The sequence below is a fragment of the Rhizobium sp. FKL33 genome (genome assembly GCF_005222915.1).
Lineage (GTDB): Bacteria > Pseudomonadota > Alphaproteobacteria > Rhizobiales > Rhizobiaceae > Rhizobium_E.
On record NZ_STFX01000052.1, the window covers coordinates 107,452 to 120,478 of the forward strand.

General features: G+C 63.0%; 14 protein-coding genes. 11 read left to right on the top strand and 3 right to left on the bottom strand.

Going from position 1 to position 13,027, the window contains the following annotated elements; all coding sequences use genetic code 11:
- Window positions 1–262 precede the first annotated feature (262 nt).
- From E8Q41_RS23325 to E8Q41_RS23365, 9 genes are all read left to right on the top strand, one after another.
- Complete coding sequence (locus E8Q41_RS23325; protein WP_137157963.1) at window positions 263–865, top strand: SCO family protein; 603 nt, start codon at window positions 263–265, stop codon at window positions 863–865.
- Window positions 866–867: 2 nt separating this feature from the next.
- Window positions 868–1,743, top strand: a complete 876-nt coding sequence (locus tag E8Q41_RS23330) for a 50S ribosomal protein L11 methyltransferase (RefSeq protein WP_137157964.1) — start codon at window positions 868–870, stop codon at window positions 1,741–1,743.
- Window positions 1,744–2,212: 469 nt separating this feature from the next.
- Window positions 2,213–3,085, top strand: coding sequence for a pantoate--beta-alanine ligase (gene panC, locus E8Q41_RS23335; RefSeq protein ID WP_137157965.1), 873 nt, complete (start codon window positions 2,213–2,215; stop codon window positions 3,083–3,085).
- Window positions 3,086–3,098: 13 nt separating this feature from the next.
- Entirely contained in the window at window positions 3,099–3,929 is an 831-nt protein-coding gene (gene panB / locus E8Q41_RS23340; RefSeq protein WP_137157966.1) for a 3-methyl-2-oxobutanoate hydroxymethyltransferase, read from the top strand.
- A gap of 300 nt (window positions 3,930–4,229) precedes the next feature.
- Window positions 4,230–5,156 carry a hypothetical protein gene (locus E8Q41_RS23345; protein WP_137157967.1) on the top strand — a complete coding sequence of 309 codons (927 nt, stop codon included), beginning with the start codon at window positions 4,230–4,232 and terminating at the stop codon, window positions 5,154–5,156.
- 73 nt (window positions 5,157–5,229) lie between these two features.
- Window positions 5,230–5,919 carry an AzlC family ABC transporter permease gene (locus E8Q41_RS23350; protein ID WP_137157968.1) on the top strand — a complete coding sequence of 230 codons (690 nt, stop codon included), beginning with the start codon at window positions 5,230–5,232 and terminating at the stop codon, window positions 5,917–5,919.
- Between the two features lies 1 nt (window position 5,920).
- The gene (locus E8Q41_RS23355) at window positions 5,921–6,220 is read left to right on the top strand and encodes an AzlD domain-containing protein (protein ID WP_137157969.1); all 300 of its coding nucleotides are present in this window, start codon (window positions 5,921–5,923) and stop codon (window positions 6,218–6,220) included.
- A 57-nt stretch (window positions 6,221–6,277) separates the two neighbouring features.
- The gene (locus E8Q41_RS23360; RefSeq protein WP_137157970.1) at window positions 6,278–6,691 is read left to right on the top strand and encodes an antitoxin Xre/MbcA/ParS toxin-binding domain-containing protein; all 414 of its coding nucleotides are present in this window, start codon (window positions 6,278–6,280) and stop codon (window positions 6,689–6,691) included.
- Window positions 6,673–7,170: an RES family NAD+ phosphorylase gene (locus E8Q41_RS23365; RefSeq protein WP_246660301.1), complete on the top strand. Its 498-nt coding sequence runs from the start codon at window positions 6,673–6,675 to the stop codon at window positions 7,168–7,170. The genes E8Q41_RS23360 and E8Q41_RS23365 overlap by 19 nt, the downstream gene beginning before the upstream one ends.
- On the opposite strand, the gene E8Q41_RS23370 is transcribed toward E8Q41_RS23365, so the two are convergent.
- The gene (locus E8Q41_RS23370) at window positions 7,154–7,642 is read right to left on the bottom strand and encodes an acyl-CoA thioesterase (protein WP_137157971.1); all 489 of its coding nucleotides are present in this window, start codon (window positions 7,640–7,642) and stop codon (window positions 7,154–7,156) included. The two genes, E8Q41_RS23365 and E8Q41_RS23370, sit on opposite strands and share 17 nt — an antisense overlap.
- 268 nt (window positions 7,643–7,910) lie before the next feature.
- Here E8Q41_RS23370 and E8Q41_RS23375 point away from each other — a divergent pair, with 268 nt between their 5' ends.
- Window positions 7,911–8,117: a hypothetical protein gene (locus E8Q41_RS23375; RefSeq protein ID WP_137157972.1), complete on the top strand. Its 207-nt coding sequence runs from the start codon at window positions 7,911–7,913 to the stop codon at window positions 8,115–8,117.
- A gap of 57 nt (window positions 8,118–8,174) precedes the next feature.
- Here E8Q41_RS23375 and E8Q41_RS23380 read toward each other — a convergent pair whose 3' ends face one another.
- On the bottom strand, window positions 8,175–10,004 hold the full coding sequence (locus E8Q41_RS23380) for an aminopeptidase P family protein (RefSeq protein ID WP_137157973.1): 1,830 nt from the start codon (window positions 10,002–10,004) through the stop codon (window positions 8,175–8,177).
- Between the two features lie 242 nt (window positions 10,005–10,246).
- On the opposite strand from E8Q41_RS23380, the gene E8Q41_RS23385 reads away from it, so the two are divergent.
- Window positions 10,247–10,549, top strand: coding sequence for a hypothetical protein (locus tag E8Q41_RS23385; RefSeq protein WP_137157974.1), 303 nt, complete (start codon window positions 10,247–10,249; stop codon window positions 10,547–10,549).
- 2 nt (window positions 10,550–10,551) lie between these two features.
- Here E8Q41_RS23385 and ligA read toward each other — a convergent pair whose 3' ends face one another.
- Window positions 10,552–12,708, bottom strand: a complete 2,157-nt coding sequence (gene ligA, locus E8Q41_RS23390) for an NAD-dependent DNA ligase LigA (RefSeq protein WP_137157975.1) — start codon at window positions 12,706–12,708, stop codon at window positions 10,552–10,554.
- Between the last annotated feature and the right edge of the window lie 319 nt (window positions 12,709–13,027).

Here is a 13,027-nt window from a genome sequence, read left to right on the forward strand (position 1 = left end):
TAGCGCACCCTAATTCATCAATGGCTGCGAAGTGGTTAACGCTTGCTGTAGCCCCAATTCTACTTTCTTGCCGCAGTTTAATATTGCGCGGTTAATCGACTGTTAATCCTTCGTTGGCGCAACCCAAAAGCAAGGATGCGCCAAATTGCAATTCGGCAATTTTCCTGAGCTTCCAATTGTCGCCTTGCGGCGGACGCCGATTTTTGGTCAATGCCTGTTTCACGAGCTTGGCAGACACGCCGCGCCAGGAAGGAATGAAACCATGAAGACCGTCCGCATCGTTCTCTTCATCCTCGCCGCCATCATGGCGGGGCTGTTCTTCTGGCTGTGGCAGACCGCGAAGCAGCAGGAAACGGCGCTTTCCAACGAACCTTTCGGGGCTCCTTTCACGCTGACGCGGCAGGATGGCCAGCCGATCACCGAACAGGCGTTCCGCGGCAAGCCGACCGCCCTGTTCTTCGGCTTCACCCATTGCCCGGAAATCTGCCCGACCACCGTCTATGAACTCTCCGGCTGGCTCTCGACGGTTGATCCTGACAAATCGAAGATTCAGGCCTATTTCGTGTCGATCGACCCTGCCCGCGACACGCCCGAGATCCTCGGGACCTATCTCTCCAACGTCACCGACCGGATCACCGGCATTTCCGGCGAGCCCGCCAAGGTCGAGGCCATGGCGCGGAGCTTCAAGGTGTTCTTCAAGAAAGTGCCGACCGATCCGGCGAAACCCGAAGAAGACTACACGATGGACCATACGGCGTCGGTCTTCCTGCTTGACAGGCAGGGCCGCTTCGCAGGAACCATCGCCTATGGCGAAAATCCCGATGTCGCCGTCGAAAAACTCAAGAATCTGATTGCGAGAAACTGACCGTGAGCGAAATCCGCCTCTATGTGACCACGACGGAAGCCGTGGCCGAAGCCGTACTCAACGCTTTGTCCGAATTGTTCGGCGAGGAGGACTACGCCATCGCCACCCAGGAGGTGGACGAGGCCAACGAGGTCTGGGAAGCCTCGATCTACATGACCGCCGACCAGGAGGCCGACATCGCCGTCGTCTTCGGCGAACTGGTGAGCCAGGCCTTCCCCGATCTCACCGTCGCCCGCGAAGTTCTGCCCGACATCGACTGGATCACCAAGTCGCTCGAAGGGTTGAAGCCCGTCCGCGCCGGCCGCTTCCTCGTCCATGGCAGCCATGACAGGGACAAGGTGAAGGCCAACGACATCGGCCTTTTGATCGACGCCGGTCAGGCCTTCGGCACCGGTCATCACGGCACCACCGCCGGCTGCCTCAACGCCATCGACCGGGTGCTGAAATCGCGTGAGATCGCCAATGCGCTCGATCTCGGCACCGGCTCCGGCGTGCTGGCGATTGCAGTCCGCAAGATGGCCCGCATCCCCGTGGTGGCCACCGATATCGATCCGGTCGCGATTCGCGTGGCGCGCGACAATGTCCGCATCAACGGCATTTCCGAAGGCGTGCATCTCGCCACCGCCCCCGGCTTTCATCACCCCGTCTTCAACGAACATGGTCCGTTCGATCTGATCATCGCCAACATTCTCGCCCGGCCGCTGATGAAGCTGGCGCCGGAACTCGTGCGCCATCTCTCCGATCGCGGCACGGTGATCCTGTCGGGCATTCTCGCCGCACAGCGCTGGAAGGTCATCGCCGCCTATAACGGCGCCGGTCTCAAGCACATCAAGACGACCTGGATGAACGGCTGGGTGACGATTGAACTGAGGCGCTGACCGCGCCTCTCCTCCCCGATCCGGAACAGATCCTGAAAACCGCGCATAAAAAAGGCGGCGCCGGGAGGAGGAGGGCGCCGCCTTCGATCAGCAAGGCTGACCAGTCTTTCGGAAGCTGGGAGGAGGAGTGCTTCCGAAAGACAATATCATGTTCAGGACAAGCGGCTTGGGAGGAGGAGGATGCCGCAGGTCCGTAGGAACATGAAACTTTTGACCACAAGGCCGAAACTTTTATGTTCTCGCCGCTTCGTTTCCGTCCTGGCGATAATCAGAAGATAATTCACTCGGATTGATTTTGTAAGGGGGCTCCCCACATGGGAGCCATGCATTTTTTGCATGCGCGAACGCTGACGCCCCTTCCCCAGCCGGAAAAGCGTGCAGATTCAGCGTGCTTTTGCCTGCATATTGTGCTTTTGCACTGCAACGATTATACCACCTCGCAACAAGGCGAAAACGCCGGGGAGGACATGTGCTGATCATTTCGACGATCGCCGCCATGCAGGAGCATCTGCGGGACCAACGCCGCGCCGGAAAATCCATCGGCCTCGTTCCCACCATGGGCTATCTTCATCAGGGCCATATGGAGCTCGTGCGCCGCGCCCGCAGCGAAAACGACGTGGTCGTCGCCTCGATCTTCGTCAATCCCCTGCAATTCGCCGCCAATGAGGATCTCGACAAATATCCCCGCGCGCTGGAGCGCGACAGCGCCATGCTGCGCGAGGGCGGCGTCGACATTCTCTTCGCGCCCGGGGTGAGCGACATGTATCCCCGGCCGATGGAAACGGTGGTGGACGTGCCGAAACTCGGCGCCCAGCTCGAAGGCGAAGTCCGCCCCGGCCACTTCGCCGGCGTCGCCACCGTCGTCACCAAGCTCTTCAACATCGCCGGCCCCGACCGCGCCTATTTCGGCGAGAAAGATTACCAGCAGCTGCAGATCATCAAGCGGATGGCCGAGGATCTCGCCCAGCCGGTGCAGGTGATCGGCGTACCAACGGTGCGCGAGGCCGATGGCCTCGCCTGTTCCTCGCGCAATGTCTATCTCAGCGTCGCCGAACGCCGCGCCGCCGCAATCGTGCCGCGGGCGCTCGACGAGGCCCAGCGCCTGATCGACGCCGGCGAGCGCGATCCCGCCGCGCTGGAGCGCGCCGTCGCCGATTTTATCCGCACCGAACCGCTGGCCGCGCCCGATGTCGTGGCGATCCGCCATGCCGAGACGCTGGAGCGGCTCGATCGCATCGGCGACGCCCCTGCCCTCATCCTGCTCTTCATCCGCTTCGGGTCCACCCGATTGCTGGACAACCGCGTCCTGGTCCCCAAGGGGAACCTGGCCCGCCCCGCCTGAACGGAGACCGCCCATGAGCGTCCAGCCCCTGCAGAAACGCCGCACCGCCGCATCGATCCAGGCGCTCAAGGGCGTCCGCCCGGTCGTCAGCCTCACCGCCTACACCGCGCCCATCGCCAAGCTGCTCGATCCGCATTGCGACCTGCTCCTGGTGGGCGACAGCCTGGGCATGGTGGTCTATGGCCTGGAATCGACCGTGTCGGTGACCGTGGAGATGATGATCGCCCATGGCCAGGCCGTCATGCGCGGCTCGAAGGACGCCTGCGTGGTGGTCGACCTGCCCTTCGGCTCCTATCAGGAGAGCAAGGAACAGGCTTTCCGCACCGCCGCCCGCATCATGAAGGAAACCGGCGCTTCGGCCGTCAAGCTCGAAGGCGGCGAGGAAATGGCCGAGACGGTCGCCTTCCTGTCGAGCCGCGGCATTCCGGTGATGGGGCATATCGGGCTGATGCCGCAGCTCGTCAACGCCACCGGCGGCTACCGCTCGCTCGGCCGCTCCGAAGCCGAAGCCGAAAAGATCCGCCGCGACGCCCGCGCCATCGATGACGCCGGCGCCTTCTCCATGGTGATCGAAGGCACGATCGAGCCCGTGGCGCGCGAGATTTCCGAAGGACTGAAGGCCGTGACCATCGGCATCGGCGCGTCCGCCGCCTGCGACGGTCAGGTGCTGGTTTCCGACGACATGCTCGGCGTCTTCACCGAGTTCAAGCCGCGCTTCGTCAAGCATTTCGCCAATCTCGCCCCCGAGATCTCCGCCGCCGCCGCCGCTTACGCCGAAGACGTGAAGGCGCGGACATTCCCGGGCGAGGAACATACGTTCCAGATGAGACGCCAGAAGCTCTGATTGAGGTTTGCGGCCCCGCAGGATAGAGCCCGGCGCGGGGGCAAGACCACGCCGGGCCATCGACGTTATGGGGTAATACGCCGAAAGGTAATGCGCCTTGACGCGCCGAAGCGCGTCATCTCCTCCGAACCACCGGAGTGTGAGCCGAATACGCGGAACAGCGGGCGCGCCACGTGGTGAAAGCGAATCTTTCAAAACGCAACTGCAAAAATTTGGCTCACCCGCCACCCAAGAACATGGCATAGTTTTTTCCGGAACAATGGCGGATGATCCCGCGCACCACGACGAGAAAGGGAAAGCGTGAGACCTGCAGCAGCCATCGATATCAGTTGCGACGCGTCGCGATTCCGCGACGACGTCGCCATGATCATGGCTTCGGCCGAAATGCCTCGCGCGGTGCGCAGCTTCGCCAAGAGCTATGTCGCCCATTTCGAACACCGCCCCCTGCTCAACCTGGTCACCAGCGATCGCGGCCGGGTGATGATGGCCTGGATGGCGCTCTATTTCGACGCGCTTTATGATCCCGCCATTCCCGGCTCCGGCCTCACCGTCAACCGTTTCAAGGCGGCCTGCGCCGACACCGGCCTCTGCAGCCAGGGCCGCGCCTCCGCCATGCTCGGCGTCATGCGCTTCGCCAAACATATCGAACCGGTGACGGAAGCACGGCGCGGCCATTCGCTCAGACTGCGTCCCACCGACAAGCTCAAGACGGCATTCCGGGAGCGCATAACCAATGCGCTCAAGGCTATGAGCCTGGTGATGCCCGAAGGCCGGCTCGGGCTCGACAATCTCGGCGATCCCATCTTCGAGAAAGCGTTCATCATCGGCGCCTGCGAGGCCTTTCTCGCCCGCGAACGGCCGATGGCCTCCTGCCCTCTCGCCAGGCTCTTCGCCGACAAGAAGGCCGGCTTCCTGATTCTGTTCAGCCTGATCCTGTCCACGGACGACGACGGGCTACCGGCGGATCAGCCGATGACCGCTTCCATCGCCTCGCTCTCCAAGGCCTTCGCGGTGTCGCGGCCGCAGATCAAGCTTCTGTTTCGCGCCGCCGTCGAAAAAGGCGCGCTTCGCCCCCTGGGCGACGACGCCGGCAACCGCTTCTATCTGTCGAACGCCATGCGCGAGGATTGCATGCGGCTGATGGCGGGCTTCTGGGTCATGGCCGCCTGCGGCGTGCGCGCCGGTCTCGCCGCGCTCGAGCCGAGACGGCATCACGCAGTTTTATGAACCGATCAACAAGTCGAGATTGTCTTGAGCGCCCAAACGGCTACAAGACGTCAACCTCTCGACGGAATCCCTCATGAATCGCGACGAAATTCTCTCCGGCATGCGCGCGACGCTGCCGTCGCTGATAAGCGCCCTGCCCTTCGGCGTGCTTCTCGGCGCCGTGTCGACCAATATGGGCCTGTCGATCAGCGAGATCCTGCTGATGAACATGACGATCTATGCCGGCGCGAGCCAGCTGGTCGGCATCGAGCTCTTCCGCCACAATGTCGCGCCCTGGCTGGTGGTCGCCTCGATCTTCGCGGTGAATTTCCGTCACATCCTCTATTCCGCCGCGCTCGCCAATCACATCGAACACTTCTCGCTCGGCAAGAAGCTCGTCGCCTTCTTCCTGATGGTCGATCCGCAATTCGCCGAAAGCCTGAAGCGCGCTGAGAGCGGGACAAAGCTCACCTTCACCTGGTATCTCTCCTTCGGGCTGACCTTCTACATCACCTGGCAGATCACAGCCGTGTTAGGGGCGATCTTCGGCTCGCTGGTCGGCGATCCCCGCGCGCTCGGCCTCGACGTGCTCTTGACCGTCTATTTTCTCGGCCTGACCCTCGGCTTCCGCAAGAAGGACAACTGGCTGCCGACGGTGCTGGCGAGCGGGCTCGCGGCCATCCTCGCCAAGCATCTCGTCGGCTCGCCCTGGCATATCAGCATCGGCGCGCTGTTCGGCATTCTCGTCGCCACGCTTCTGCCCGTGCGGGAAAGGAAGGCCTGAGATGGATCCGACCTTCGCCCTCACCATCCTCGCCGCCGCCGTCGCCACCTATCTCACCCGCGCCGGCGGCTATGTGCTGATCCGCTCGATCAAGACGATCTCGCCGCGCATGGAGGCGGCGCTGAACGCCGTGCCGGCGGCCGTGCTCGCCGCCCTCGTCGCTCCCGCCTTCGTCTATGACGGGCTCGACGTGACGCTGACCATGATCGTCGCCGCGCTCATCGGACTGCGCGCGCCGTCTCTGGTCATGCTGGTGCTGGCCTGGATCTTCGTGGTGGCCTTCCGGCATCTGGTCGGGTGAGGATTGCAATCCCCCGTCTGAACACGCATAGTTGGCGTCGACAGGCAGGAGCGCAGGATGGGTTTTGAGAATTTCCATCGCCTCGCAGACAGGCGCTTGACCGGCAAACCGCTGAATTCAGAGACGGATGTCATGGCGGCTGTGCAGGCGCGGCTGCCGTCGGGCGTTCTCTCCTTCATCCAGTCTCTCGGCGTGACGCAGGATGAAATCGCCAGCTTGATCATCAAGCAGGAAGAGCCGCAGCAGGCGGAGCGGCTGACGGTTGATCAGTCCGATCGTGTCGTGCGTGTCCTGCGCCTGATTGCCGATGCGAGCGACGTCTTCGGGGATCGCGCCAAGGCTTTTGTCTGGCTGCGACGTCCTCTTCGGGAATTGAACGACCAGTCGCCTCTCGCGGCTGCAGAGACCGACGCGGGCGCACGCGTCGTGCAGACGATTCTCGCGCAGATCGCTTGGGGCGCCGCGGCGTGATCCTCTGGCGGCTGTCGATCCGACGCTACGCGCGGACCTTCGATGGCGGCTATGGGCTGGCGAATTCCGGACGGTGGAACAGCATCGGACATCGCATCACCTATATGGCGACGTCGCCTTCGTTATGCGCGTTGGAAAAGCTCGTGCATGTCGAAGACCCATCCCTGCTGCCCGAACTGGACATGATCGCCTATGACGCTCCAGACGACATATCCTCTACAGCAGTCGACCTGTCAGACTTGCCCCCGGACTGGATATCCGGCCAGCACCTCACACAAGCGCGGGGCGACCGTTGGCTGACGAACAAGACGGAGGCGATCATGTTCGTCCCGTCAGCCGTCATTCCGCTCCATCGCTCGCCCGACGTCAATGTCCTCGTCAATCACGCGCATCCGGATGCGGTCCGGATCAAAATTGCAGCAATCACACCATTCGTCTTCGACGCGCGACTTCTTCCGCAGCCTATTCCCCAGCCTTGACCTTTTCGAAACGGCGTTCGAATTCCTGGCGCAGGGCCCGGCGCTCCAGCGCGGCCTTTTCACGACGCATCTTGACGTCGCTGTCCAGGGAAAGCTTCGGCACCGACGTCGGTTTGCCCGCAGCGTCGACCGCCACCATGGTGAAATAGCAGGAATTGGTGTGCCGGCGTTCGCCGCTTCGGATATCCTCGGCCTCGACGCGGATGCCAATTTCCATCGAGGTGCGGCCGGCATAGTTCACCGAGGCGCGGAAGGTCACGAGTTCGCCGACATGGATCGGCTGGCGGAACACGACCTGATCGACCGACAGCGTCACCGCATATTGCTGGGAGAAGCGCGAGGCGCAGGAATAGGCGACCCGGTCGAGCAGATTGAGCAGCGCGCCGCCATGCACCTTGCCGGAAAAATTCGCCATGTCGGGCGTCATCAGCACGACCATTTCCAACTGGCTCGGATCATGCGCGCGGTCCATGGCTCATCCTTTCGCAACTGCAGCATTTAGAATGGTTTTAATCGGAGAATGATCGAACGAAAAGGCTGACAGGCAAATTGTTTTTCATTGAACCTCCACACCGCCATTGATAGCGTTTAGCTGGAACGATTTTTGCAAACTCCTGTTGCGATAACACTGTTGGATTTTCATGCGTATTTTCACTGAATGGCTGCGTCGAGCGGCTTCGATCCTTCCTCTTGCGGTCTTTCTTGCGTCCTGCATGGGGCCCCCGCCGACTGGTAAGGTCATGGTCACCACCAACGGCGCTGGGCAAGTGCAAAGCATCGTGGTCAGCAAAAGCACCGGCGATCCAAAAGCGGACAAGCGCGCTTTGCTGTTCGTGAAGAACACCTTCGCACAGCGCGTGCCTCATCCCCGGGCGCGCCACCGATATGTCTACCCGGTGGCGATTGCGACAACCGGCCAGTATGGATTGAGGGTTAGTTTGTTCTAGCTACAAAGTATGCGCATGAGCGCCGCGTCTCGCGGCGCACGCCAGCTAGGCCTCGCCTCACCCCAAGGGCGCCGTCGCCCGCTTCAGCCAGGTCTTGGCCGCCTCGTCCTCGATCAGCGGCAGGAGTTTCTCGCGCGTCTCGGCGTGATAGGCGTCGAGCCACAAGAGTTCCTCGCGCGTCAGCATATGCGAGAGGATCAGGCGACGGTCGATCGGGCAGAAGGTCAGCGTCTCGAAGCCCAGCATCGGCCGATCGCCGCCCTCGATCATTTCAGGCTCGGTGACATAGATGAGGTTTTCGATGCGGACACCATAAGCGCCCGGCCGGTAGAAGCCGGGCTCGTTGGACAGGATCATGCCCGATAGCAGTTCCTGCATGGCGGCGCGGGAAATGCGCTGCGGACCCTCATGCACCGAGAGATAGGAGCCGACGCCATGGCCCGTGCCGTGGCCGTAATCGGCGCCCGCCTTCCAGAGCGCGATGCGGGCGAGCGGATCGAGATCGACGCCGCGCGTGCCCTTGGGGAAACGCGCGGTGGAAATGGCGATCATGCCCTTCAGCACCAGCGTGAAAAACCGCTTCTGCTCCTCGGGAACCTCGCCGATGGCGATGGTGCGGGTGATGTCGGTGGTGCCGTTGATATATTGACCGCCGGAATCGAGCAGGAACATCTCGCCCGAACGGAATTTGCGGTTGGTCGGTTCGGTGACGCGGTAGTGGATGATGGCGGCGTTTTCGCCCGCCCCCGAGATCGTGTCGAAGGAAATATCCTTGAGCGGGTTCTGCATCCGCTCGCCGACCCGGACGCGCGAAGCCTCCAACGCCTTGACCGCCGTGATCTCGTCGAGGCTGTCGAGCGCCTGCGCGTCGAGCCAGGCGAGGAATTCCACCATGGCCGCGCCATCCTGCAGATGCGCTTTCAGCGAGCCGGCGAGCTCGGCGACGTTCTTGCGCGCGCGCGGCAATTTCGCCGGGTCGTCCCCGGCCATCACCACACCGCCCAACGCCTCGATCAACAGATGCAACGCATAAGGCGCGAGATCCGGATCGAGCATCACCGGGCCTGAGGCCGCCGCCGACGTCAGGCTCGCGGCGAAGGCTGCAGGCTCCTTCTGCTCGGCCATCTGGGCGAGATAGGCGCGGGCTTCGATCCCGGTCTTGCGGGCGTCGAGAAAGATCTGCGCCTCGCCCGAGGCGTGGATGATGGCGCGCGCCAGGGGATGCGGCGTATGCGGCACATCCTGTCCACGGATATTGAAGGTCCAGGCCACCGAAGAGGGATCGGTGAGCGCGACCGCGCTTGCGCCCTTCTCTGAGACCAGCGCGGCGATGCGTGCGATCTTGTCGACCGCCAGTTCGCCGGCATGGTCCAACTGCTGGATCGTCACCGCGCCGAGCGGCTCGGCGGGACGATCGTCCCAGATCGCATCGAGCGGATTGGTCTCGAGCATCACCAGTTCGCCGCCGCGCGCGCCAAGCGTCTTTGCGAGCTTGTCGATCTCCGCCTTGGTGTGAACCCAGGGATCGACGCCGAGGCGAAGCCGGTTCGGGCCGTTCTTCTCCAGCCATTTCTGCGGCGGCTCGCCGACCAGATCGCCGCCGGTGAACACCGCGCCGTCCACCTGTTCCTTGAGCTGGGTGGTGTAGCGGCCATCCACGAAGACCACGGCTTCGTCCTTGAGGATCAGCGCCACGCCCGCCGAGCCAGTGAAGCCGGTCAGCCAGGCCAACCGCTCGGTCGACGCCGGCACATATTCGCCCTGGAACTCGTCGGCGCGCGGCACGAGAAAGCCGTCCACACCCAGCTCCGCGAGCTTCGCCCTCAGCCGCGCGACGCGCTCGGCGCCAAATTGCGGATCGGCGGTGGTTTCGAAAGTCTGGAACATGGCGCACTCCGGCGGATCGGGAAATCGGTCGCCTCTGTTTAACGCCGAGTCGGGCCCATGGGAACACGGCGCTGGCGAAAGGGCCAAAGCGTCGCGGAATAATGAAAAACTGTCACATCAGCTGTCTGGAGCCGGGAAAACCTTAACAAAAGGTTAACGACGCCAGTTTCGTACAATCCTCGCGGCGCAGGGTTTTGCAAAGACAGCCCAAGGGCGACTCGACGGAAGGACATGAGATGGGAATGATCAGCTCACTCGGATCCCCGCTTATCGGCGGGTATTACCCGACATATTTTCAGAACCAGCGTGGCGCGGTGAGCGACGGCTTCAACCAGGCCGTCGACCAGACCACAGACGACACGCCGCGCGGCCGCGGCGCGGCCCAGACGATGACCGCCAACGATTGGTCGGAGGACGACGCCGAACAGCGCGCAGCAGCCGTGCAGCAGGTGGAAGAGCCGACTGAAGACGTGGTGGAAACCAGCGAGGAACTCGCCGCGCTCGAAAGCGAACTCGACGAATTGCTGTCGGTGTTCCTACGGTAAGCTCAGCCGGCGATGAGGGCCAGCCACTCATCCTCGGTCATGACCGCCACGCCCAGTTCCCGCGCCTTGTCGAGCTTTGAACCCGCGCCGGGGCCAGCGACCACATAGTCTGTCTTCTTCGACACCGAACCTGCCACCTTGGCGCCCAGGCTTTCCGCCCGCGCCTTGGCCTCGTCGCGGGTAAAACGCTCCAGCGAGCCTGTGAACACCACCGTCTTGCCGACAACCGGGCTGTTGGAGGCGACCGGGGCTTCCATTGCCTGCGGCGTCACCTCTTCCAAGAGACGTCCGATGACCGCGAGATTGCGCGGCTCCTTGTAGAACTCCACGATCGCGCGGGCCACGACTTCGCCGATGCCCTCAATGGCGTTGAGCTCGTTCCAGGCGTCGCCTGAGAGGCTTGCCGCCTCCGTCATGCCGGTCGCAAAGGCTTCATAGGTTCCATAGGCGCGCGCCAGAAGCTTGGCCGTCGTCTCTCCCACATGCCGAATGCCGAGCGCATAGATGAAGCGGTTGAGCGCGATCTCGCGGCGGGAATTGATCGCGGCATAGAGTTTGGCGACCGATGTCTTGCCCCAGCCGTCGCGGTTTTCGAGCTTCGACAGCAGCGACGCCGACTGCCGGCGTTCGAGCGTGAAGATGTCGGCGGCGGTCTCGATCCTGAGAGAGGGATCTTCCGTCGTAAAGAAGAACTCGATCTGCTTGGCGCCCAGCCCTTCGATGTCATAGGCGTCGCGCGACACGAAATGCTTGAGATGCTCCATGGCCTGCGCCGTGCAGACGAAGCCGCCGGTGCAGCGACGCACGGCGTCCACCTTGCCGGTCTTCTCATTGACCTCGCGCACCGCATGGCTCCCGCAGACCGGGCAGGTCTTTGGGAACTCATACGCCACAGCCTCGGCGGGCCGCTTGTCCATCACCACATCGACGATCTGCGGGATGACGTCGCCGGCGCGCTGGACGATGACGAGATCGCCGACCCTGATGTCGCGGCCTTCGCGGATCGGCTCGCCGGAATTGCCGATGCCCTTGATGTAATCCTCATTGTGCAGCGTGGCGTTGGTGACCACCACGCCGCCCACGGTAACAGGCGTCAGCCGCGCCACCGGCGTCAGCGCGCCGGTGCGGCCCACCTGGATGTCGATGGCCTCAAGCGTGGTCATCGCCTGTTCGGCGGGGAATTTATGCGCGGTCGCCCAGCGCGGGCTGCGCGAGCGGAAGCCCAGCCGCTCCTGCAGGTCGAGCCGGTCGACCTTGTAGACGACGCCGTCGATATCGTAGTCGAGATCCGGCCGCATCCGGCCGATCTCGTAGTAATGGGCGAGGATGTCCTCGACAGAATTGAGCCGCCTGGTCAGCGGATTGGTGGGAAAGCCCCAGGCCTTGAACGCCTCGACCAAGCCATGCTGGGTGTCGGCCGGCATGGCGCTCATCTCGCCCCAGGCATAGGCGAAGAAGCGCAATTTGCGCGTCGCCGTCACCTTGGGATCGAGCTGGCGGAGCGATCCCGCCGCCGTGTTGCGCGGGTTCACATAGACGGGCTTGCCCTCGGCCTCCATCTTGGCGTTGAGCGCGAGGAAATCGGCTTTGGCCATATAGACCTCGCCGCGCACCTCCACCACATCGGGCGCGCCTTCGGGCAGCGCCTCAGGGATTTCCGAGATGGTGCGGATATTGGCGGTGACATTTTCCCCCACCGCGCCATCGCCACGCGTCGCCGCCGTCACCAACAGGCGATTCTCATAGCGCAGCGACATCGAGAGCCCATCGATCTTCGGCTCGGCGGTAAAGGCGATCGACCCATCCGGCAGCACGCCGAGGAAGCGATAGACCGAGGCGACGAAATCGGCCACATCCTCATCCGAAAATGTATTGTCGAGCGACAGCATCGGCCTGACATGCGTGACCTGCTGGAAGCCGGAAGCCGGCGCCGCGCCGACCTTGCGCGTCGGGCTGTCCGGACGGACGAGATCGGGAAAAGCATTTTCCAACGCCTCGTTGCGGCGCTTGAGCACGTCATAGTCGGCGTCCGAAATCACCGGCGCATCCTTGCCGTGATAGAGCGCGTCATGACGGGTCAATTCCCGAGCGAGGAAAGCCAGTTCCTCGGCGGCGGCCTCCGGCTGCATCAGTTCGACGGGCGTGGCGGTGTCGGGCATGGTCGCTTCCTGGTCAGTCGGGTCAGTATCTTCAGGCTCCCGATTTGCCAGACTTAGCTTTTGAGCGCCAGACCCAAGTGAAGCGCAAGCGCGTCTTCAACGGCTTTGAGGCTGGTGGGGGCACCTGACTGAGAAGCTCACAATGTTTCCCGCCGTCATCCTCGGGCTTGTCCCGAGGATCTGCAAGTGGCTGATAGCTCATTCCATTTCGCCGCTCAGCAGATCCTCGGCACAGGGCCACTGCTGTCCGGTTCAGCTCAGCGGCAGTGGCAAAGCCAACTGTCGCGGGTCTCGGGGCGGCGGTTCCGGGGGTGATTTG

Excerpts from the sequence above, each read along its gene's own strand:
- E8Q41_RS23325 (WP_137157963.1), top strand. The coding sequence starts at position 263 with ATGAAGACCGTCCGCATCGTTCTCTTCATCCTCGCCGCCATCATGGCG.
- E8Q41_RS23380 (WP_137157973.1), bottom strand. The coding sequence starts at position 10,004 with ATGTTCCAGACTTTCGAAACCACCGCCGATCCGCAATTTGGCGCCGAG.
- E8Q41_RS23370 (WP_137157971.1), bottom strand. The coding sequence starts at position 7,642 with ATGGACCGCGCGCATGATCCGAGCCAGTTGGAAATGGTCGTGCTGATG.
- E8Q41_RS23350 (WP_137157968.1), top strand. The coding sequence starts at position 5,230 with ATGAATCGCGACGAAATTCTCTCCGGCATGCGCGCGACGCTGCCGTCG.
- E8Q41_RS23360 (WP_137157970.1), top strand. The coding sequence starts at position 6,278 with ATGGGTTTTGAGAATTTCCATCGCCTCGCAGACAGGCGCTTGACCGGC.
- E8Q41_RS23385 (WP_137157974.1), top strand. The coding sequence starts at position 10,247 with ATGATCAGCTCACTCGGATCCCCGCTTATCGGCGGGTATTACCCGACA.
- E8Q41_RS23355 (WP_137157969.1), top strand. The coding sequence starts at position 5,921 with ATGGATCCGACCTTCGCCCTCACCATCCTCGCCGCCGCCGTCGCCACC.
- E8Q41_RS23375 (WP_137157972.1), top strand. The coding sequence starts at position 7,911 with ATGGTCACCACCAACGGCGCTGGGCAAGTGCAAAGCATCGTGGTCAGC.
- panB (WP_137157966.1), top strand. The coding sequence starts at position 3,099 with ATGAGCGTCCAGCCCCTGCAGAAACGCCGCACCGCCGCATCGATCCAG.
- ligA (WP_137157975.1), bottom strand. The coding sequence starts at position 12,708 with ATGCCCGACACCGCCACGCCCGTCGAACTGATGCAGCCGGAGGCCGCC.